The sequence below is a fragment of the Streptomyces sp. WAC 01529 genome (genome assembly GCF_003945545.1).
Taxonomy (GTDB): domain Bacteria; phylum Actinomycetota; class Actinomycetes; order Streptomycetales; family Streptomycetaceae; genus Streptomyces; species Streptomyces anatolicus.
In genome coordinates, this window is record NZ_CP029617.1 from 3429067 (window position 1) to 3449596 (window position 20530).

Annotated in this window: 16 protein-coding genes and 1 pseudogene; 6 read left to right on the forward strand and 11 right to left on the reverse strand. The window is 68.9% G+C overall.

The window, feature by feature from the left end; translation table 11 throughout:
* Positions 1–19: 19 nt before the first annotated feature.
* Both pflB and DMA15_RS15280 read right to left on the reverse strand, forming a co-directional pair.
* Positions 20–2320 carry a formate C-acetyltransferase gene (gene pflB / locus DMA15_RS15275; protein WP_240659809.1) on the reverse strand — a complete coding sequence of 767 codons (2301 nt, stop codon included), beginning with the start codon at positions 2318–2320 and terminating at the stop codon, positions 20–22.
* 177 nt (positions 2321–2497) lie between these two features.
* Positions 2498–3931, reverse strand: a complete 1434-nt coding sequence (locus DMA15_RS15280; protein ID WP_125513300.1) for a NarK family nitrate/nitrite MFS transporter — start codon at positions 3929–3931, stop codon at positions 2498–2500.
* 223 nt (positions 3932–4154) lie between these two features.
* On the opposite strand from DMA15_RS15280, the gene DMA15_RS15285 reads away from it, so the two are divergent.
* The 4 genes from DMA15_RS15285 (at position 4155) to DMA15_RS15300 (ending at position 8790) form a co-directional block, all read left to right on the forward strand.
* A complete protein-coding gene (locus tag DMA15_RS15285) occupies positions 4155–5420 on the forward strand; it encodes a low temperature requirement protein A (protein ID WP_125513301.1) in 1266 nt (421 codons plus the stop codon).
* Positions 5421–5491: 71 nt separating this feature from the next.
* Complete coding sequence (locus DMA15_RS15290) at positions 5492–6538, forward strand: P1 family peptidase (protein WP_125513302.1); 1047 nt, start codon at positions 5492–5494, stop codon at positions 6536–6538.
* Positions 6539–6632: 94 nt separating this feature from the next.
* Positions 6633–7850 carry an Ig-like domain-containing protein gene (locus tag DMA15_RS15295; RefSeq protein WP_240659810.1) on the forward strand — a complete coding sequence of 406 codons (1218 nt, stop codon included), beginning with the start codon at positions 6633–6635 and terminating at the stop codon, positions 7848–7850.
* A 181-nt stretch (positions 7851–8031) separates the two neighbouring features.
* Positions 8032–8790, forward strand: coding sequence for a DUF6227 family protein (locus DMA15_RS15300; protein WP_125513304.1), 759 nt, complete (start codon positions 8032–8034; stop codon positions 8788–8790).
* Between the two features lie 15 nt (positions 8791–8805).
* Here DMA15_RS15300 and DMA15_RS15305 read toward each other — a convergent pair whose 3' ends face one another.
* From DMA15_RS15305 to DMA15_RS15320, 4 genes are all read right to left on the reverse strand, one after another.
* Positions 8806–9060, reverse strand: coding sequence for a hypothetical protein (locus DMA15_RS15305; protein ID WP_125513305.1), 255 nt, complete (start codon positions 9058–9060; stop codon positions 8806–8808).
* A 109-nt stretch (positions 9061–9169) separates the two neighbouring features.
* Positions 9170–10006 (reverse strand): protein kinase, encoded by an 837-nt coding sequence (locus DMA15_RS15310; RefSeq protein WP_125517801.1) that lies wholly within the window; start codon positions 10004–10006, stop codon positions 9170–9172.
* A gap of 70 nt (positions 10007–10076) precedes the next feature.
* Positions 10077–10520, reverse strand: coding sequence for a hypothetical protein (locus DMA15_RS15315; RefSeq protein ID WP_125513306.1), 444 nt, complete (start codon positions 10518–10520; stop codon positions 10077–10079).
* 188 nt (positions 10521–10708) lie between these two features.
* On the reverse strand, positions 10709–10939 hold the full coding sequence (locus DMA15_RS15320) for a hypothetical protein (RefSeq protein WP_240659811.1): 231 nt from the start codon (positions 10937–10939) through the stop codon (positions 10709–10711).
* Between the two features lie 126 nt (positions 10940–11065).
* Between DMA15_RS15320 and DMA15_RS15325 the strand changes: the two genes are divergently transcribed.
* Complete coding sequence (locus DMA15_RS15325; protein WP_125513308.1) at positions 11066–12406, forward strand: helix-turn-helix transcriptional regulator; 1341 nt, start codon at positions 11066–11068, stop codon at positions 12404–12406.
* Here the strand turns inward: DMA15_RS15325 and DMA15_RS15330 are convergent.
* Both DMA15_RS15330 and DMA15_RS15335 read right to left on the reverse strand, forming a co-directional pair.
* Entirely contained in the window at positions 12384–12917 is a 534-nt protein-coding gene (locus tag DMA15_RS15330) for an NUDIX hydrolase (RefSeq protein WP_125513309.1), read from the reverse strand. The two genes, DMA15_RS15325 and DMA15_RS15330, sit on opposite strands and share 23 nt — an antisense overlap.
* A 1612-nt stretch (positions 12918–14529) precedes the next feature.
* Positions 14530–15117, reverse strand: a complete 588-nt coding sequence (locus tag DMA15_RS15335) for an isoprenylcysteine carboxylmethyltransferase family protein (protein WP_125513310.1) — start codon at positions 15115–15117, stop codon at positions 14530–14532.
* Between the two features lie 868 nt (positions 15118–15985).
* Here DMA15_RS15335 and DMA15_RS15340 point away from each other — a divergent pair.
* Positions 15986–16590, forward strand: a pseudogene (locus tag DMA15_RS15340) (IS5 family transposase); the annotation flags it as partial.
* A gap of 10 nt (positions 16591–16600) precedes the next feature.
* Here DMA15_RS15340 and DMA15_RS15350 read toward each other — a convergent pair.
* From DMA15_RS15350 to DMA15_RS15360, 3 genes are all read right to left on the reverse strand, one after another.
* Positions 16601–18622 carry a fructose-specific PTS transporter subunit EIIC gene (locus tag DMA15_RS15350; RefSeq protein WP_125513312.1) on the reverse strand — a complete coding sequence of 674 codons (2022 nt, stop codon included), beginning with the start codon at positions 18620–18622 and terminating at the stop codon, positions 16601–16603.
* Positions 18623–18701: 79 nt separating this feature from the next.
* The gene (pfkB, locus tag DMA15_RS15355) at positions 18702–19649 is read right to left on the reverse strand and encodes a 1-phosphofructokinase (RefSeq protein WP_125513313.1); all 948 of its coding nucleotides are present in this window, start codon (positions 19647–19649) and stop codon (positions 18702–18704) included.
* A complete protein-coding gene (locus DMA15_RS15360) occupies positions 19646–20407 on the reverse strand; it encodes a DeoR/GlpR family DNA-binding transcription regulator (RefSeq protein WP_125513314.1) in 762 nt (253 codons plus the stop codon). The genes pfkB and DMA15_RS15360 overlap by 4 nt, the downstream gene beginning before the upstream one ends.
* Between the last annotated feature and the right edge of the window lie 123 nt (positions 20408–20530).

The following is a 20530-nucleotide window of genomic DNA, read 5'->3' on the forward strand; positions in this document are numbered from 1 at the left end:
CGGACTGCCGGAGGCGGGCTCAGAGGGAGCCGTGGAAGGTGCGGTTGATCACGTCGAGCTGCTGGTCGCGGGTGAGCCGGATGAAGTTGACCGCGTATCCGGAGACCCGGATGGTCAGCTGCGGATAGTTCTCCGGGTGCTCCATGGCGTCTTCCAGGGTCGCCTTGTCCAGCACGTTGACGTTCATGTGGAAGCCGCCACTGGCCGTGTAGCCGTCCAGGACGCCGGCGAGGTTCGCGACCCGCTCCTCGGGGGTGCGGCCGAGCGCGTCCGGGGTGATGGTGTTGGTCAGCGAGATGCCGTCCTCGGCGTCGTCGTAGGGCAGCTTGGCGACGGACATCGCCGAGGCGATGTAGCCGTGTTCGTCGCGGCCGTTCATCGGGTTGGCGCCCGGCGCGAAGGGGGTACCCGCGCGGCGGCCATCGGGGGTGTTGCCGGTCTTCTTGCCGTAGACGACGTTCGAGGTGATGGTCAGCACCGACTGGGTGTGGACCGCGTCCCGGTAGGTGGGGTGCTTGCGGATCTTCTCCATGAAGTCGTGCACGATGCGCCGGGCGATCTCGTCGGCGCGGTCGTCGTTGTTGCCGTAGGCGGGGTAGTCGCCCTCGATCTCGTAGTCGACGGCGAGGCCGCTCTCGTCGCGGATGACCTTGACCTTGGCGTGCTTGATGGCCGACAGGGAGTCGGCGGCGACCGAGAGACCCGCGATCCCGCACGCCATGGTGCGCAGGATCTCCTGGTCGTGCAGCGCCATCTCGAGGCGTTCGTAGGCGTACTTGTCGTGCATGTAGTGGATGACGTTGAGCGCGTGTACGTACGTCTTGGCGAGCCAGTCGAGCATCGCGTCGTAGCTCCGCGCGACGGTCTCGTAGTCCAGGTACTCGTCCTCGATGGGCGTGAAGCCCTGGACGACGGTCTTGCCGGACTTCTCGTCGCGTCCGCCGTTGATGGCGTAGAGGAGTGCCTTGGCGACGTTCACGCGGGCGCCGAAGAACTGCATCTGCTTGCCCATGGCCATCGCCGAGACGCAGCAGGCGATCGCGGTGTCGTCGCCGTACTTGGGCCGCATCAGCTCGTCCGACTCGAACTGGATGGCCGAAGTGTCGATGGCGACCCGGGCGGCGAACTCCTTGAAGCCCTCGGGCAGTTCCCGCGACCAGAAGACCGTGAGGTTCGGCTCGGGGGCGGGGCCGAGGTTGTAGAGGGTCTGGAGGGCGCGGAACGTGGTGCGGGAGACCAGCGGGCGGCCGTCCTCCCCGATCCCGGCCATGGACCAGGTGACCCATGTCGGGTCTCCGGAGAATCCCTCGTTGTACTCGGGGGTGCGCAGGAAGCGGACGATGCGGAGCTTGATGACGAAGTCGTCGATGAACTCCTGGGCGTCGGTCTCGGTGATGCGGCCGGCCTCGATGTCGCGCTGGAGGTAGATGTCGAGGAAGTTGTCGATGCGGCCGATCGACATGGCCGCGCCGTTCTGCTCCTTCACGGCGGCGAGGTAGGCGAAGTACAGCCACTGGATGGCCTCGCGGCCCGTGGTGGCGGGCAGGGAGATGTCGTAGCCGTAGGACATCGCCATGGCCTTCAGTTCCTTGAGGGCCTTGATCTGCTCGGAGATCTCCTCGCGTCCGCGGATGACGTCCTCGGTGGCCCACTCTTCGCCGAGGGCGGCCTTGTCGGCCTCCTTCGCGGCGATCAGGCGGTCGACGCCGTAGAGGGCGACGCGGCGGTAGTCGCCGATGATGCGGCCGCGGCCGTAGGCGTCGGGCAGGCCCGTGATGATGCCGGAGGAGCGGCAGGCGCGGATCTCGGGGGTGTAGGCGTCGAAGACCCCTTCGTTGTGGGTCTTGCGCAGGTGCGTGTAGATGTCCCTGATCTCGGGGTCGGCCTCGTGCCCGTAGGCGTTGAGGGCGCCTTCGACCATCCGCCAGCCGCCGTTGGGCATGATGGCGCGCTTGAGCGGGGCGTCGGTCTGGAGGCCGACGATCAGGTCCCGGTGGTCGGCGGCGGTGCCGTCGATGTAGCCGGGCTTGAAGGCGTCGATGCGGGAGGGGGTCTTCACGTCGACGTCGTGGATGCCGCGCTCGATCTCCGTGGGGAACATGGAGAGGAGCTTCTGCCAGACCTGGGTGGTGCGTTCGGTCGCGCCCGCCAGGAAGGAGGCGTCCCCCTCGTAGGGGGTGTAGTTCTGCTGCACGAAGTCGCGGACGTCGACGGTGTCCCGCCACAGGCCGCCCTTGAAGCCGTCCCAGGCCTTGCCGTCCCAGGCCTTTCCGCCCCAGGCCTCGGCGTTCACGGTTGCTTCCGCAGGAGTGGCAGTCATGACCCGCACCTTCCGTCTCGCTTCTTCGCTCTGTCCCCATTCCACTCCTGTCCGATCGATCAGTGGCCCCGCAATGGTCCTCAGTTCGGGGCCGAACGTCCTGACCCGGCAGAGGGCCGGGCCGGGTGGTCACCCACCCGGCCCGGCCCGACATCACTGCTCACGCCGCCCGGGGCGTCAGCTCGGCGACTCGGCGCCCTTGCGGGCGTAGAACCACCAGGCGACCGCGACGCAGCTGACGTAGAAGGCGACGAAGCCCCACATCGCACTGGTCACCGCGAAGTTGGCGAACATCGCCGGGATGAAGAAGAAGCCGTACGCCGCGATGGCGGAGGTGAAGCCGGTGACCGCGCCCGCCTCCATCTCCGACTGCTTCAGCGCCTTCGCGTACTCGGGCGTGCCCTCCGTGAGGCCCTTCAGGTGCTGGTTGCGGAAGATCACCGGGATCTGGCGGAACGTGGAGCCGTTGCCGATGCCGGAGAAGAAGAACGCGCACAGGAAGCAGGCGAAGAAGCCCCAGAAGTTGCCGTTGCCGCCGCCGGAGGGCAGGAAGTTGATGACGCCGATGATCGACAGCGCCATGCCGACGAAGGAGATGATGGTGACCCTCGCCCCACCGATCTTGTCGGCGATCCAGCCGCCGGCCCAGCGCGCGAGCGCGCCGACGGCCGGGCCCATCCAGGCGTACGTGGCCGCGGAGTAGGCCGCGTCGATCGGGGTGAACGTGGTCTTGATGAGCATCGGCAGGGCCGCGGCGAAGCCGATGAAGGAGCCGAAGGTGCCGACGTAGAGCCAGGTCATCAGCCAGTTGTGCTTGCGCCTGAAGATGATCTTCTGCTGGCTGAAGGGGGTGGAGGCGACCTTGAGGTCGTTCTGGCCGAACCACGCGACGGCGGCCAGGATCACCAGGACGGGCACCCACAGGAACGCGGCGTTCTGCAGCCAGACCGGTGTGCCGTCCGCCTTGTGCTGGGCGGAGCCGACCGCGATGACCGAGCTGGTGATGACGATCGGGGTGACCAGCTGGACGACGGAGACGCCGAGGTTGCCGAGGCCGCCGTTGATGCCGGTCGCGTTGCCCTTGTCCCGCTTGGGGAAGAAGAAGCCGATGTTGGCCAGCGAGGAGGCGAAGTTGGCGCCGCCGACGCCGCACAGGGCCGCGATGGCGATCATCACGCCGTACGAGGTGTCGGGGTTCTGGACCGCGATGCCGAGCCAGATCAGCGGGATGACCAGGACGACCGTGGAGAGCGCGGTGAAGCGGCGCTGGCCGATCATCGGGCCGAGGAAGGTGTAGAGGATCCGGGCCGTGCCGCCGGTGAGGCCGGGGACCGCCGTCAGCCAGAAGAGCTGGGAGGTGGAGAAGGTGAAGCCGACGTCGGCGAGGTTGGTCGCGGTGACCGACCACACCTGCCAGACCACGAAGGCGACCAGGAGGGCGGGGACGGCGATCCACAGGTTGCGGGCGGCGACCTTCTTTCCGGTGGACTTCCAGAAGAGTTCGTTCTCCGGTTCCCAGTCGGTGATGGTCCGGCCGGGGCGGTACTGCGCGGGGGCGTAGGACGTGCCCGCGGGCGTGGTCCGCGTCTCTTGGGCGGCAGGCGATCTCATGTTGGTTCCCGGTTCGCTCAGGGTCCCGACCTTGCCACGGGGCCTGACCCTTCCAAGGTCGTCTTCCGGGCGCTTCGGCGGCAGGGTCGTAGGGCATGCGAGGGCCGGCCCAAAGGCATGAACATCAAGGGGACTTCGGACCCCGTGCGCCGCCCGGGTGGCCCTCCTGCCGCGCCGGGCGGCGCAGCCCGGTTCGGCGTACGCCTTCTGCTGTGGTGGAGGCATGACGTCCACTTCTGGCCCTTCCGACTCGACCGGTGCCGGTTCTTCCGGCGCTCCCGGCCCTTCCAGCGCTCCCGGCCCTTCCGGCTCACCGGCCTTCGCCAAGCCCCTGCGCCCCCTCCTCGCCCGCGGGCGAGACGAAGAGCACCGCGCCGCGACGCCGCTCGAACTCTTCTTCGATCTCTGTTTCGTCGTGGCGGTGGCGCAGGCCGGTGCCGAGCTGGTGCACTCCGTCGCCGAGGCGCACGCGGGCGAGGGCATCCTGTACTACGCGATGGTCTTCCTCGCGCTGTTCTGGGCCTGGGTCAACTTCTCGTGGTTCGCTTCGGCGTACGACAACGACGACGTGCTGTACCGCGTGGTCACGCTGATCCAGATCGCCGGTGTCCTCGTCTTCGCCGCCGGGGTCTCCAAGGCCTTCCAGGACCACGACTTCCTGCTGCTCTGGCTCGGCTACCTGATCATGCGGATCGCGCTCTCCTCGCAGTGGCTACGGGTGGCCAAAGCGGCGAGGGGCGCCGAGCGCACCACCGCCCTGCGGTACGCGGCCGGTGTGGTGATCTGTCAGATCGGCTGGTCGGGACTGCTGTTCCTGCCGGAGGACGCCCGGCCCTGGCTCTTCCTCGTGATGGCGATCGCCGAGATGTGCGTGCCGTTGATCGCGGAGCGGGCGTACACGACGGCCTGGCACCCGCATCACATCTCGGAGCGGTACGGCCTGTTCACGATCATCGTGCTCGGCGAGACGATCGCGGCGGCGACGGTCGCGGTGAAGTCGGGCACCGAGGAGAACGACGCCCTCGACGAACTCCTGCCCATCGCCGCGGGCGGGCTGCTCATCGTCTTCGCCGCCTGGTGGATCTACTTCGTCGTGCCCGCTCATGGTCGGCTGCGCGGCAACCGCCAGGCATTCCTGTGGGGTTACGGCCACTACGTGATCCTCGGCTCGGCCGCGGCGATCGGTGCCGGGATCGAGGTAGCGGTCGAGGAGGCCGTCGGCAAGGCGCACATCTCGACCCTGGCCGCGTCGGCCGCGGTGACGGTGCCGACGGCCCTGTATCTGCTCACCGTCTGGGCGCTGCACTCCCGGTACTTCAAGGTGGGCATCGCGCAGCAGATGGTGCTGCCGGTGAGTGCGTTGGCGACGCTGGCGAGTACGTTCGCGGGGCGCTGGGCGGTGCTCGTGGCGGGCATCGTGGCGGTGGTGACGGTCGCGACGGGGGTGACGCTCACGGCCCGGATGAACCGCGCCGCCCGGTCCGCATAAGGCGCCGCGCACGGTGCGAAGGGCCGCCGCGCGCGGTACACACGGCCGCCGCGCGTGGTACGCATCGTCGTATGACTACTGACTCCCTGACCGATGTGGCGGGACTGCGCGTCGGGCACGCCACCCGGCGCGGCGACGGACAACTGACGGGAACGACGGTCGTGTTGGCACCCGAGGGCGGGGCTGTCGCCGCCGTGGACGTGCGCGGCGGCGGGCCCGGTACCCGGGAGACCGACGCCCTCGACCCGCGCAATCTGGTGCAGCGCGTCGAGGCCGTCGTCCTCACCGGTGGCAGCGCGTACGGCCTGGACGCCGCGTCCGGGGTGGTCGCGTGGCTGGAGGAGCGGGGCCGCGGGGTGCGGGTCGGCGCCGATCCCTCCCACGTCGTGCCCGTGGTCCCGGCCGCCTGCGTCTTCGACCTGGGGCGCGGCGGTGACTTCAAGGCCCGCCCCGACGCGGCGACCGGCAGGGCCGCAGTGGAGGCGGCCGCCCGTACCGAACCGTTCGCGCCGGTGGAGGAGGGCAACGTCGGGGCGGGGACCGGCGCGGTGGTCGGCAGGCTCAAGGGCGGCATCGGCAGCGCGAGCGTCCGGCTCGACTCGGGCATCACGGTCGCGGCGCTGGTCGTGGCGAACGCCTCGGGTTCGGGGTTCGACCCGGCGACGGGCGCGCTGTACGGGGAGTACTTCGCGGGGCGGCGCGTCGGCTACCCCGCGCCGGAGGTCCACGAGGAGGCCACGCGCCGCCTCGCCGACGCCGTGGCCGAGAGTGGGCCGCCGCCCCTGAACACCACCCTCGCCGTCGTCGCCACCGACGCCGACCTGACCAAGGCCCAGGCGCAGAAGCTCGCCGGGACCTCGCACGACGGCATGGCGCGTGCCGTGCGCCCGGTCCATCTTCTCAACGACGGCGACACGGTCTTCGCCCTCGCCACCGGGGAGCGCCCGCTGGACGCCGGGAGCCCGCTCGCGCTCAACGAGATCCTCGCCGCGGGCGCGGACATGGTGACGGCCGCGATCGTGCGGGCGCTGCTGGCCGCGGAGTCCGTCCGGACGCCTGGCGGCACGTTCCCGGCGTACCTCGACCTCTACGGAAAGGGACGCCACCAGAGCCCGTAAATGTGCCCGCGCTCACACCCCGCGGAGGGAACTACTCCGCGTGTGGGGCCGCTCTTTAGTCGTACTGGATCAGAACACGTACTTGGAGCAGCTCGTGACAAGGTCAGTCATAGTCAACCCCCGGCGCCGTGCCCTGCTGGCAGCCACCGCGCTCGCTGCCGTGGGCGCGCTGACCCTCACGGCCTGCGGCGGAGACGCGGACGCCGACAACGACAAGAAGGGTGCGAGCGCCGCCGCCAAGGGCGCCGACATCACCATCTCCTCCAAGGACGGCGCCACCGACGCCTCGATCAACGCCACCGGCGTCAAGGTCAAGCACGGCAAGCTGACCAGCGTGAAGATGACGTCGGTGACGTCCGGCGCCGCCGTCGAGGGCACCATCTCCGCCGACGGCACCACCTGGAAGCCCAAGGCCCAGCTGGAGCGCGGCACCAAGTACAAGGTGACCGCCAACGCCAAGGACGCCAAGGGCAACGCGGCGACGGAGAACGCGACGTTCACCACCGTCTCCTCCGCCAACAGCTTCATCGGCAGCTACACCCCGGACGGCGGCGCCAAGGTCGGCGTCGGCATGCCGGTCTCCTTCAACTTCGACAAGGCGATCACGGAGAAGAAGGACGTCCAGTCGCACATCACGGTGACGTCCAGCAGCGGCCAGAAGGTCGTCGGCCACTGGTTCGGCAACCAGCGCCTGGACTTCAGGCCCGAGGAGTACTGGAAGGCCGGCTCCAAGGTCACCATGAAGATCAACCTGGACGGCGTGAAGGGTGGCAACGGCATCACGGGCGTGCAGCACAAGACGGTCACCTTCACCGTCGGCCGCGCGCAGGTCTCCACCGTCGACGTCAAGACCAAGAAGATGACGGTCGAGCGGGACGGCAAGGTCATCAAGACCATCCCGATCTCCGCGGGCAGCCCGTCGAACCCGACGTACAACGGCAAGATGGTGATCTCGGAGAAGTTCACCCAGACCCGGATGAACGGCGACACGGTCGGCTTCGGCGGGGAGTACGACATCAAGGACGTGCCGCACGCCATGCGCCTGTCCACGTCGGGCACCTTCATCCACGGCAACTACTGGGGCTCGCCGTCCATCTTCGGCAGCGCCAACACCAGCCACGGCTGTGTCGGCCTCCAGGACGCGCGCGGCGCGGGCGACCCGAACACCATGGGCGCCTGGTTCTTCAACAACTCCCTGATCGGTGACGTCGTGACGGTCACCGGCTCCCCCGACAAGACGATCGCCCCGGACAACGGCCTCAACGGCTGGAACATGTCCTGGAGCGAGTGGACGGCGGGCAGCGCGACCTGACGCACCCCTCCGGGGTGCGTCTCCCGCCTCCCGGCGCGCACCTCGCGCGCCCCTCAACTGAGCGAGCCACGTGGGAACTTCCCTCGTGGCTCGCGCGTTTTCCCGTTCCCGGGCACGATGTCCGACCCAGGGGCTACGGTATGCACTCACCAGGTGACATGCAGCAACGCCGGGAGAAGCCTTGAGCGTTCCGTACGAAACGGCGTACGAGCCACCCGAGTCGCCCGAGCCACACTCTCCGGAGGAGCATCTCGAGCGACTCCTCGGCCGTGCCCTGAACTCCTTCGACCTGCCGGACGAGGTCATACGCCGCCTCGAATCGGCCCTCGCGCACGACAGTTCCCTGCACTCCGCGCACCACAGCGCGGGCCTGCACCGCGAGACGTACAGACACACCTGGCTGCTCGCCGACGCCTCCGTGCTCACCCTCTGGGAGCTGGTCCACAACACCGCGCAGGGCAGCACCCCGACGTATGAGATCTACGCCGACGAGGAGGAGGCGGGCGTCGCCACCTCGCGGCTGCCGCTGCCGCCCGATCCGCCGCCGTGCGGCCGGCCCGTCGCGCTCCAGCTGCCCGCCGACCCCGGGCCCCGGCACGTGTACGCGCCGGACAACTCCGCGGACCACGCGCGCCGCCTGCTGCGCCGCGCGGAGAACGTCGAGGACCGGCCCGGGGAGGACATCGCGCGGCTGCTGCGGGCGGCGTTCGCGCACCAGATAACGCAGGCGTTCGGCCGTCCCGGTCTGAGCGGCGAGGCGCGCGTGAGCTTCTCGCTCTACGAGCACGCGTTCCTGCTCTTCGACGGCGGCGAGATCAGCCTGTGGGAGGTCGAGCACACGCTCACCCCCGACCGCCGCCACATGTGCGAGGTGTACGCCACCGAGGCGGCGGCCCGCGCCGCGATGGAGCGCAGGGCCAGGAACGCGGCAGCGGGCTAGGAGCGTGGCAGTCGGCTAGGAGCGCCGGTCTCCGTACTGACGTACGAGACCGGCGAAGGCCGCCCGCTCGTCCGCGGTGAGTTCCACGGTCTCCGCGCGCGGCGGGCCCTGCTGGCCCGGCAGCACGGAGAGCGCCTGGGACGCGCGCCACACCTCCGCGCCCGGGCGCTCCCTGCGCATCACCCGCACCAGGCCGACGGCCCAGACCACGGTCGCCACGGCCAGCGCGGCCACGCCTATCTGCTGAACGATCGAGACATCCCGGAACATGCGGCCCAGTAGACAACAAGTCCCGGGACTTCCGACAGGGGGGTTATGGGGCTTAGGTCCTGAAGTGACGCAAGTCGCATACGCCCTGGTGTGCACCGGCGCTTCAGAGTCAGCTCAGAGCCTTTCCCACCTCGTAGATGGTGGGCCGGTCCTCTGGCGCTTGACTGAGCATCGCGTCGATCAGCTCGCCCAGCTCACCGGGCGCCCTCACAGGCCGACGCCGACCGTTCGCCACGGCCTCTCTCTGTACCGAGCGAGGAGCATCATCCGGGTACTCCATCGCCCGCCAGCCCGTGGCGGAGATGAGCAGCGAGGCACCGAGCGCGTACACATCGGCTTCTTGGGTCGGCTCGGCTTCCCCTGTCGCCAGCACACTGCGTGAAATCTCGGGCGCTTCGTAGTGGACCAAGCAGCCGCGGAAGGGGAAGTCGTACCCCTCGGGCAACTGCCTTCCCCGAGCCAGTGCAAGGTCGATGAGGTGAGTCTGTTCCGGTCCGATGATGAAGTGAGCAGGCTGGACATCACCGTGGGCCCAGCCCTTGGCATGGAGGCCGGCCAGCGCCTCCGCGCAACCGAGTGCCACGCTGCGATGCGGTTGCAAGGAGGAGTCTGATCCACGGCATGGTTCCCACAGCCGGTACAGATCGGGCCCTTCATGCCACGGCTGGAAGTTCCATGTTCCGTGCTCCCACTCGCCGTATGCGAAGTTCTCGTATCCCAGGCGATACATCACGGCCCCTTCCCGCGCGGGCGCGAGCGCGGTCCAGGGCTGGGCGGGCCAGTCGGCCGTGGCCTCGATCGGGCGGCCGACCTTCACGGCGTAACGGCCCCGGTGACTCTCCACCTCCCAGACCATGGAGCCCCGGCGATCCGCCACCAGGCGTTGAGTTGTCGGCATGAGTGCGTCGAGCACCACGATCGGGAGTTCAGGGGATGACCCGGACAACGTCTCTTCTCCTTCCAAGCAGGCGCGGCTGGCCACGAGTTGAGGCCAGCCGCGACCCTGCTGCCGTGAGCTACGCCTGACCGTACGGTCGGCCGCAGTCCGAGTCGCACTGAGCGAGGTTTGTGCCGTCCACGGTCCACAGGTCATCGAAGACCATGAACCCGTCGGCCTTCATGGCACGTGCCGAAGCAGCGACCCTTTCCGCGTCACGGCCTCCGCCTCCCGGCTTGGGGTTGTGGTGCAGGAAGCGGCCCGCGTATCGCTGGCACAGGTCGGCGTACTCCTTCGTGTGCAGGATGAGCGCGTGCAGGCCGAAGTCCACGTCGTCCGACGGAACCATAGGGATCGTGGCGTTGGCCGCAGTGACCAGGAAGGCCACCGCCTGATCCGCGATCTTCCTGGCACGCTCGGGTGACTGCCCGTTGTGAACAGCCACAAAGTGGGCGAGGCTTTCGAACAGCTCCTCGCCAGCCACCGCGCGGCCGGACCTCAGCTCGTTCGCCGTTGCTGTCATGCGAATCTCCTCGTGTGTGGCGTGCTTGGATGGCCGCCCCGAACGGGCGGGGGGGGAGCCCGGGTGCTGCACCCGTTCGGGGCGGCCGGTCTACTGGCTCATGCTGAGAGTCATGCCGATCGCCAGGCCGCACGAGCCACTGATCATGACGATGAACAGGACTCCCGCGTACCGACCGATGGCGCGGATCACGGCTTTACCCGGCCAACGCCGGTTCTGACGGCCAGGCGCGTGCTCAACTCTTCGCGCGCGCTCAGCATTGCCACGTTGTCCGGCATGGCATCCCACTCCGTGCCGCCGCCGATCGGTCGTATCTGCACACGGCCGCCGACCTTCCCCATGACGACGCCGACACGTCCTTTGGCGTTGTCCTTCGCTAGTTCACCGATCCCCGGTCTGGTCTGCTGGTTGCTCGCCATGGAAGGAAGCATCGCGAGGAAGAGGCAGCGGTTATAAGGCCAGGCTGATTACCCAACTTGGGTAGCATCGCGGCTAGTAGAGAACGAGTAACGTTGCGTAGCCCTCGCAGTGTGGGAGCTTGCCCGATGCCCGACGCCGACCGGCCGCAGGAACTGCCCGCACGGTTGCTTACCGATCCCGAGATGATCGATGCGTGTCGGGTGCGTGACTTCGCCCGAGTCTTTCGGCTGATCAAGACCAAAGCGGGCATCTACCCTTCAATGATCGCCAGACGGTGCGACCTCACGCCTAGCCGCGTCGGCGAAGTCATCGCAGGTCGACGGCAGTTGTTGCACATGGACGTCGTCGAGCGCATCGCAGACGGCTTGCGTATCCCTGGGCACATGCTCGGCCTCACCCGCCGGGACTGGGAAACGCCTCAGGCTCTAGCGACCACTGAGAGAACGTTGCCCCAAACACCCGAGCAGGGGATGTCAGATGCCACGTCGCTGCCGGGTGCCGATGTGGACAGCATCTTGGCCTTGGCCACCCGCACGAGCCTCAATGCGGGGACGCTCGCAGCCTTCCGCTCCTCCATCGAGGACTACTGGCGACGGGACGATCAGCACGGCGGAGAGGCACTGCGGCCGGCCATCGTCGGACAACTCCGCTATGTCGTCGGCCTTCTGAAGGAGACCCGCAGCCCGTCGATCCAGAACGGCTTGTACGGCATCGCAGCCGAGCTGGCTCGCCTCACCGGATGGACCCACTTCGACGCGCGCCAGTACGACCAGGCCCGCCTGTACTTCGCGGAAGCCCTCCAACTGGCCAAGAAAATCGATGACCGTCAGTTCATGGCCAACGTCTTGGCGTGCATGAGCTTGCAGGGCACGTACCAGGACAAGCCCGCCGACTCCTTGGCCCTCGTGGCAGCCGCCCAGGACCAAGCCCGCTCAGCGCTCGACACCACCCCGCGCGTCCTCTCCATGCTGTCGATGCGGGAAGCCTTCGCTCACGCGACCCTCGGCAACCGAGACTCCACGCACCGGGCAATCGGGGAGGCGCACCACCGTTTCGAGGAGATCCGCGCGAGCGACCCGGACCCGTCATGGGTGACGTACTTCGATGAGACGAAGCTGATCGTGGACACGGGCATCGCGCACGGACGACTGGGCGAGGCCGCAACCGCTGAACCCCTTATCGAGGACGCCCTGCGGCGTGAGGCCCACACCAATCAACGCGGTCGGGCGTTCCACTCGTTCTGGCTCGCTCGTACACAGCTCGACCAAGGCAAGCTCGACCAGGCGTGTCACACCGCCACGCAAGCGCTGGAGCCCGCCTCTGCGGTTGCCTCAGAGCGAGTGACGAGCCACCTCAGGGAGTTCTACGACCAGTTGGCCCCGCACAGGAAGGAGCCCGTAGCCCTCGCTTTCGAGTCGCGGCTACGGGAACTTCTCCCACCGGTCAGCGGACCCCCTCATCCATGAGCAGGTACAGCAGGCCGACGAGCGAGCCACTGCTTCGGACCTCACGGCGGTCGATCATCCCCCGCACCTCTGAGAGAGGGATCCACTCGATGCGGTCCGACTCGTTCTTCTCGGTGGGCGGCCCGTCGTAGACGGCTCCATCCACACGGAATACGTGGTGCTGTGAGTCGGTGATCCCGTTGGCTGGCTCGGCGTAGATCAGGGGCTTGATGGGGCCCGGGCGCCAGCCCGTTTCTTCCAGGACTTCGCGGGCTGCGGCTTCTTCGGGGGTCTCGCCCTCTTCGACCAGGCCCATGGGCAACTCCCAGGCCCAGGAATCCGTGATGAAGCGGTGCCGCCACATCATGAGAACCTCTTGGCGGTCATTCACCACAGCTGCCACGGCCAGGTGGCGGAGGCGAACGACGTGGTACTCCCACCTGCGCCCGTCAGGCTGCTGGACATCGACCAGACAGAGATTCACCCACTTGTTGGTGTAGACCTGCCGCTCCCCGTGGGTCTTCCACTCCATACCTGCCGCCCCTCTCGATCGGACTCCAGGATCTCAGACCGGTAGAGGCGCGGACGCAAGTTCGGCTCACCTCGCGTCAGTTTGACGAGATGTACCTGCCGGGTAGGGCCCCGGCAAGGAGATGGAGCGGCACCGAGAGACGACGACTTGCTCTGGCTGCACTCAACGGGCGGGCGGAGCGACGTGGGCGCTCAGCGCAAAACGCTCGGCTGGGAAACCCCAGCCGAGGCCAGTGCGTGTGGGCCATCTGCGAGCCGGGATCGGTATGACGCCGAAGATGGGTTCGGAGTGATCCGAGGCTTGGGCCACCAGGTCGGCGAGGTGGCGTTGGTCCCCGACGGAGCCAAGCTCACCACATAGAGCGCTTGACGCTGATGAGCCCGTTCGGCAAGTTCGGACGCCTGTCAGTGTCCTCACCCTTGCCGTACACGGGCCACGACATTTTCGGGGCGTCGCAAGTTCCTTCATTGACCCAGAACATGTGCTCGGACCAGTTCAGGACTGAGCGTGAGACCCGCGTCCCGGCGACGTTGCCGGGGATAGTGACACACTGACCTGGCTTCAAATCCTTGGCTCTGACGTAGGCCATGCGTCCTTGGTAGTCCTTGACGTCGTAGAAGCAGATTGCGTCACCGAGACAGAGTGGTTCTGCAGCGCGGGCACTCGCCGAAGACGGCAGGACGGCGCTCGTGAGCAGTGCCGCCGCGCTCACAGCCAAGACGGCTTTCGCCCGCCGAGCACGCATTCCACGCTTCATGAGACAAGGCATACAACCTCCTTGTTGGGCGTTTTGACCCTTCAAGAAGAGGTTGCCCATTCATCAGCACATTCTGATCATCCATATGGGGGGTACTGGGGTGCCCGGTCGTGCCTGCGGAGGGCAGGCATGATCACACGGACGTCAGTCACAGCTCGCCCAGCCTGCGGCTGGCTCGCGATACCCGAGACCATCCGGTGGTCCCCGTGGCCCCGCTGGCGATGACGATGAAGATCCGCGCGGTTGTCGTGATCCGGACCCCCACCGCCACACCGATCACCGTGCACTGCGCGTGATCACACCGCGCGTCACTGCATCAACAGGATTGCGGCGAAACTCGTGCCAGGTAACTCGCCGACACCCACCCCCTGAGGGAGAGGATGGCGCGGTACCCGTTGGTGGTTTCGAGCGTTGCATACACGGTCTGCCCAGGCCGCAGCGTTCCGACAACCATGGCGGTACTCGAGGGACTTTTCCGGATCTTGACGTGGGCGGTCGCGCGGAAGCAAGCCGACGGCGCGACCTCGTTGGCCTGCCCCGCCGTCGGTGTTGCCGTCTGCACTCCGCTCGGTGACGTGACGCCCGCGGTCGCGGCCGGCGCGGCCACCCCTGCCATCGTGAGCACGCTGAGGAAAACCAGCCCTAGCCGACCAACTGTGTGTGTGCGCTTCACATCACTCCTTCCCATATGACCCCTGGCTGCTATCTGCAGCTTTGCCCCCATCCCCGTACCGTCCTACGACCAAGCCGGTCACCACCCGAATGAGTGCGCATGTCGACCGATCGGCGCTTTCGTGGTCTGCGGAGCGTCCACCGAGGTCGGCCTGCGCCGGGGCCCGACCAGGTTGCTGCACCTCAGGCGCGCGTTCCCGTGGGAAGGAGCCGGGGTACGCGAGTGCAGTAGTTGGTGTACTCCTGGCCGAACACGTCGCGCAGGAGTTGTTCCTCAGCGCGGATCTTGACGCTCAGTGTGACCGCAGCCAGGGCAAACAGGGCCAGTGCCCAGCTCTGCTGGGAGATCAGCGCGGTGCACAGGATCATCGCGAGCGCTCCGGTGTAGATCGGGTGCCGTGTCACGGCGTAGGGCCCTTCGGTGCGCAGGACGTGGTCGTTGCGTGTTGCGGGCATGGCTGTCCACATCGTGCCCAGGCTGATCCGTGACCAGACGGTGAACGCAGTGCAGAGCGGAAGGGAGCCGGCGGCTGCCGTGGCGAGCCATTCGAGGCCGGCAGGCAGTGCGGGCCACCGCTCGAGCGGGTACAGGACGGTGACGGTCATCCAGGTGAGCGCCACCACGACGAGGGGCAGTTTCCCGATGGGCGGCCGTGAACTGGTCTGTCTCCGCGGTGCCCGCCGGGTGGCGTGCACCGCGCCGACGGTCCAGCACAGTGTGAACAGACCCCAGCACGTCGCCGCGATCGACCAACGCCATGCTTCCGTCATGCTCGCTCCTTGCCGTTGAGGTGCTGGCCGCCGACTCAGGACCCCGGGAAGAGGAGTGGGCGCCGCTGAGGGTCCTGGGCCGGTGCGGCTGCGTTCCCAGATGCCGGATGGAGGCCGGCTCCCGGCTCCCGCACCGCTCCACCCGTCAAGGGAGCCGGCCCCCCAACGGGCCCGCACCTCAACGATTACCAATGGCCAGCCCCTGGACTCCGCCGACCCATTTCCGCACAGGTTGCAGCACGTGTGTCGCCCGACCAACGAGCCAGAAAATGCTGGGTCACGGCGCCGCACGAGCGATGAACCGACATGCCAGGGAAGTGCAAGGAACAGGACAAGTCACCACCGGCCCCCGTGAGCATGCCGATGCGTCAGGCGGCTGGCCGTTCCCCCACAAGCGCTCACCTGTCAGTACACGCCACTTTCCCTGCTGAGCATGCCGTGACCTGCCGAAAGGCGCGGTCGTTGGGTCGACGGTGATCCGGAGTCGGGCTGTCAACGCCCAGGCGTTCATCGGCATCACCGCAGATTCAGCGGCGCGACACCTGCCGCACACGTAGCCCCTCACTCACCACTATCGAAAGGCCGATCTATGGTCATCCTCCCCATCCTCAGCGCCTTGGCCCTCGCCATGCTCGGCGGCGTAACGCTCGGCCTGCTCTAACCCCCCATTTCAGAGGGCGTACCCGCCTCGTCCGTAACTGCAAGGCCAGCTGGTCGGCGGGCTGCGTTGTCGGAGGGCGAAGTCACGGCCTCACCGTAAGCAGCCGGGCCCGCCCCTACCGCAGGAGCGGGCCCGGCGCGCCTGCTCCGTCAGCGGCACTTCATGACGATCCCGGACGCGACGTCCTCGGACAGGCACAACGTGGCGAAGTGGAGGGCGCTGCCTGCGGATTTCCCTCCGTGGCAGACCGTCTACGGGTTCTTCGCGCGATGGAACCCGGCCGGGGTGGTGACCTTCATCCGCGACCAGCTGCGGCGCCACATCCGCACCGGCAAGGGCCGCTGGCCGTTCCCGGTGACGCTGATCGTCGACTCGCAGTCCGTGAAGGCGGCTTCCACCGTCGGCCGGGACAGCCGCGGCTACGACGCGGGCAAGAAGATCAATGGACGCAAGAGACACCTCGTGGTCGACACCCTGGGCCTGCCCGTGATGATCACGGTGACGGCGGTGTCCGCGATGAGATCATTGCCCGAGACCTCCTGTGGCGCCTGCGGCTCCCCCAGCCGCAGATCACCCAGGTCTGGGCGGACTCCGCCTACGCCCGCGACCTGCTGCCCTCCTGGACCGCAGGCCACCTCTGGATGACCTTGCGGCCCGTGCTGCGCCCCAAGGGCACTCGTGGTTTCGTCGTCCTGCCCCGGCGCTGGAAAGTCGAGCGCTCCCTCGGCTGGATCATGAACGCCCGCCGCAACGCGCGGGACTATGAGCGACTTCCCCAACACGCCGAAGCCCATCTGAACTGGGCATTCATCCGGCCCTGGATCAGGCCGCCGCCGAAACGCGCTCCCTCTCGGCGGGTGCCGCCTGCGTGTCCGAAGGTGCCGTCCCGCGGGCGCTCTTGAGTGCGACCACCGCGGCCGTGGAGACGCAGACACCCGCGGCGATCGCGACGAGGTAGAGCAGCGGCTGCCCGATCAGCGGGACCACGAAGACGCCGCCGTGCGGGGCGCGCAGGGTGCAGCCGAACGCCATGGAGAGGGCGCCGGTGACCGCGCCGCCCGCCATCGACGCGGGGATCACGCGCAGCGGGTCGGCGGCGGCGAAGGGAATCGCGCCCTCGGTGATGAAGGAGGCGCCCAGGAACCAGGCCGCCTTGCCGTTCTCCCGCTCGGTCTTGGTGAAGAGCGTGCCGCGCACGGTCGTGGCGAGGGCCATGGCGAGCGGCGGGACCATACCGGCCGCCATCACCGCGGCCATGACCTTCAGGCTGCCGTCGGTCGGGTGGGCGAGACCGCCGACCGCGAAGGCGTACGCGACCTTGTTCAGCGGGCCGCCGAGGTCGAAGCACATCATCAGGCCGAGGATGACGCCGAGGATGATGGCGTTGGCGCCGGAGAGGCCCTCCAGCCAGTCGGTCAGCGCGCTCTGCAGGGACGCGATGGGTTTGCCGACGACGAGGAACATCAGGAAGCCGACCACCGCCGAGGAGATCAGCGGGATCACCACCACCGGCATGATGCCGCGCAGCACGGCCGGGATGCGGACCCGCTGGACGCCGAGGACGACGGCGCCCGCGATCAGTCCGGCGGCGAGACCGCCGAGGAAGCCCGCGTTGATGGTGACGGCGACCGAACCGCCGACGAAGCCGGGCACCAGACCCGGCCTGTCGGCCATGCCGTACGCGATGTAGCCGGCGAGGACGGGGACCAGGAAGGCGAAGGCGAGCCCGCCGATCTGGAAGAGCAGCGCGGCCCAGCTGGTGTGGTCCGTCCAGATGAAGTGCTCGGCGACGGACGGCGCCTTGTCGATCTTCCAGCCGCCGATGGCGAAGCCGAGGGCGATGAGGAGGCCGCCCGCGGCGACGAAGGGGACCATGTAACTGACGCCGGACATCAGCCACTTGCGGAGCTTGGTGGCGTAGCCGTCGCCACTGTCCCCCGCGCTGTCGACGGGAGCCGCCTTGTCTGATCTGTCCGCAGTCCCCGCCTCCGGGGTGGTCTCGCCGCGGGCAGCCTTTTCGCGGACCTCCGCGAGGAGTTCCGCGGGGCGGTTGATGGCCGCCTTGACGCCTACGTCGACCGTGGGCTTGCCCGCGAAGCGGGGCTTGTCCCGCACGGGGACGTCGTGGGCGAACAGGACGCCGTCCGCCGCGGCGATGACCGCAGGGTCGAGCCGGGTGAAGCCGGCCGAACCCTGCGTCTCCACGGCGATCTCGACGCCTGCCTCGCGGGCGGCGGCTTCCAGGGACTCCGCTGCCATGTAGGTGTGGGCTATGCCTGTGGGGCAGGAGGTCACCGCCACTATGCGGAACGGCTCCGCCGGGGGTGCGTCGTCTTGTGGCCGCGGGCCGGTGGGCTCTTCTTCCGCGCTTCGCACGGGCGTCTCCCCCGTCCCCGGGCCGTCGCCCCGGATCAAGCCCGTGGCCGATTCCGCGTCCGTCGTCGCCCTCAACGCGGCCGTGAACTCCGCGTCCATCAACTGCCGTGCCAGCGACGACAGGATGCTCAGATGGGCGTCGTCCGCGCCCGCCGGGGCCGCGATCAGGAAGATCAGGTCCGCCGGGCCGTCCGGCGCGCCGAAGTCGATGCCGCGTGCCGAGCGGCCGAAGGCCAGGGTCGGCTCGGTGACGTGCGCGCTGCGGCAGTGCGGGATGCCGATGCCGCCGTCCAGGCCCGTCGGCATCTGCGCCTCGCGGGCCGCGACGTCGGCGAGGAACCCGTCCAGGTCGGTCACGCGCCCCAGGGCCACCATGCGCTGGGCGAGGGAGCGGGCCGCGGCTTCCTTCGTTTCTGCGGACAGGTCGAGATGGAGGTCGACCAGATCCGCGGTGATCATGTCGGTCATCGCGGGCTCCTTGGCTTCGTTCGGGGGGCGTGGGGGCCGGGGGCGTGGGGGGCTTGAGTGCGGAGGGCCCTGGGGCGGTTCATGAGGCGGGTTCGGTCAGTACGCGGTCCAGCGGGACGTCGGCCGTCACGGTGACCGCGTCCGGGCGCAGGTCGGAGGGGGACGGCATCACGCTGCCCGGCAGTTGGACCGCCGCGGCGCCATGTGCCACGGCCGAGGCGAGGGCGCGCGCCCCCGTGCCGCCCGCGATCAGGAAACCGGCCAGGGAGGAGTCGCCGGCGCCGACGTTGCTGCGTACGACGTCGACAGGGGCGCTCGCGAAGTGCTCGCCCGAGGCGTCGACCAGGAGCTGGCCGTCCGCGCCGAGGCTGGCGAGCACGGCGTGCGCGCCCAGCTCCCGCAGCTCCCGCGCCGCCTTGACCGCGTCGCCGACGGTGGCGAGGGGGCGGCCGATGGCACCGGCGAGTTCCTCGGCGTTGGGCTTGACGACGTCGGGGCGTTCGGCGAGGGCGGCGAGCAGGGCGGGGCCCGAGGTGTCCAGGGCGATACGGGCGCCCGCGGCGTGGGCGCGGGCCACCAACTCGGCGTACCAGGAAGGGGCGAGGCCGCGCGGGAGGCTGCCGCAGCAGGCGATCCAGTCGGCGCCGGCGGACCTCTCGCCGACAGCCGAGAGCAGGGATTCCCGCTCGGCACCGGAGAGTTCGGGGCCCGGCGCGTTGATTTTCGTCAGTGTGCCGTCCGGCTCCGCGACCGCGATGTTGGAACGGGTCTGCCCGGCCACCGGCACCCGCGCCACCTCGATGCCCTGCTCATCCAGGAGCTGGGCGACGAGCGCGCCGGGGGCGCCGCCGAGCGGCAGCACGGCGAGCGTCCGTACGCCCGCCGCCGCCACGGCCCGCGAGACGTTGACGCCCTTGCCGCCCGGGTCCATGCGGTCGCCGGTGGCGCGGATGACCTCGCCGCGGTCGAGGGCGGGGACCTCGTACGTACGGTCGAGGGAGGGGTTGGGCGTGACGGTGAGGATCATGCGCGTACTACTTCCGTGCCCGCGCGCTCGATGGCGGCGGCTTCTTCGGGGGCCAGGCCGGTGTCCGTGATCAGCAGGTCCACGTCGGTGAGGTCACCGAAGCGGGCGAAGTGCTCCTGGCCGTGCTTGGCGGAGTCGGCGAGCAGCACGACCCGGCGGGCGGCGGCGACGGCCGCGCGCTTCACGGCGGCCTCGGCGAGGTCGGGGGTGGTGAGCCCGGCCTCGGCCGAGAAGCCGTTGGCGGCGAGGAAGAGGACGTCGGCGCGGATCTCTCCGTACGCGCGCAGTGCCCAGGCGTCGACGGCCGCGCGCGTACGCCGCCGGACGCGGCCGCCGATGAGGTGGAGCTGGATGCCGGGGTGGTCCGCAAGGCGGGCGGCCGTCGGCAGGCTGTGCGTGACGACGGTGAGCGCCGACTCCAGCGGGAGGGCCGCCGCGAGGCGCGCGACGGTCGAACCGGCGTCCAGGACCACGCTGCCCTCGGCGGGCAGCTCGGCGAGCGCGGCGCGGGCGATGCGGTCCTTCTCGTCGGCGGCGGTGCCTTCGCGCTCGGCGAGGTCCGGCTCGAAGTCGAGGCGTCCGGCGGGGATGGCCCCGCCGTGCACGCGGCGTACGAGTCCGGCGCGGTCCAGGGCCTTCAGGTCGCGGCGGATGGTCTCCGCGGTGACCTTGAACTCCTCGGCCAGCGACAGCACGTCTACGCGGCCGCTGGCGCGGGTGAGTCTCAGGACCTCTTGCTGGCGCTCCGGTGCGTACATGTCTGTTTACCTTCGCCTTGTGCCCGAGCTTGTTGTTTCTCTGGGAGAGTACGGGTGCATTTGGCGAAAGTAAACAGGTTCGGGCATGGAGTGGGCATGAACGGGCTTCCCGGCCCGGGGGGG

Coding starts and splice junctions, on each gene's coding strand:
- DMA15_RS15280 (WP_125513300.1), bottom strand. CDS start 3,931: ATGAGATCGCCTGCCGCCCAAGAGACGCGGACCACGCCCGCGGGCACG.
- DMA15_RS15335 (WP_125513310.1), bottom strand. CDS start 15,117: ATGACGGAAGCATGGCGTTGGTCGATCGCGGCGACGTGCTGGGGTCTG.
- DMA15_RS15360 (WP_125513314.1), bottom strand. CDS start 20,407: ATGTACGCACCGGAGCGCCAGCAAGAGGTCCTGAGACTCACCCGCGCC.
- pfkB (WP_125513313.1), bottom strand. CDS start 19,649: ATGATCCTCACCGTCACGCCCAACCCCTCCCTCGACCGTACGTACGAG.
- DMA15_RS15305 (WP_125513305.1), bottom strand. CDS start 9,060: ATGTTCCGGGATGTCTCGATCGTTCAGCAGATAGGCGTGGCCGCGCTG.
- DMA15_RS15285 (WP_125513301.1), top strand. CDS start 4,155: ATGACGTCCACTTCTGGCCCTTCCGACTCGACCGGTGCCGGTTCTTCC.
- DMA15_RS15315 (WP_125513306.1), bottom strand. CDS start 10,520: ATGACAGCAACGGCGAACGAGCTGAGGTCCGGCCGCGCGGTGGCTGGC.
- DMA15_RS15330 (WP_125513309.1), bottom strand. CDS start 12,917: ATGGAGTGGAAGACCCACGGGGAGCGGCAGGTCTACACCAACAAGTGG.
- DMA15_RS15325 (WP_125513308.1), top strand. CDS start 11,066: ATGCCCGACGCCGACCGGCCGCAGGAACTGCCCGCACGGTTGCTTACC.
- pflB (WP_240659809.1), bottom strand. CDS start 2,320: ATGACTGCCACTCCTGCGGAAGCAACCGTGAACGCCGAGGCCTGGGGC.
- DMA15_RS15290 (WP_125513302.1), top strand. CDS start 5,492: ATGACTACTGACTCCCTGACCGATGTGGCGGGACTGCGCGTCGGGCAC.
- DMA15_RS15320 (WP_240659811.1), bottom strand. CDS start 10,939: ATGGCGAGCAACCAGCAGACCAGACCGGGGATCGGTGAACTAGCGAAG.
- DMA15_RS15350 (WP_125513312.1), bottom strand. CDS start 18,622: ATGACCGACATGATCACCGCGGATCTGGTCGACCTCCATCTCGACCTG.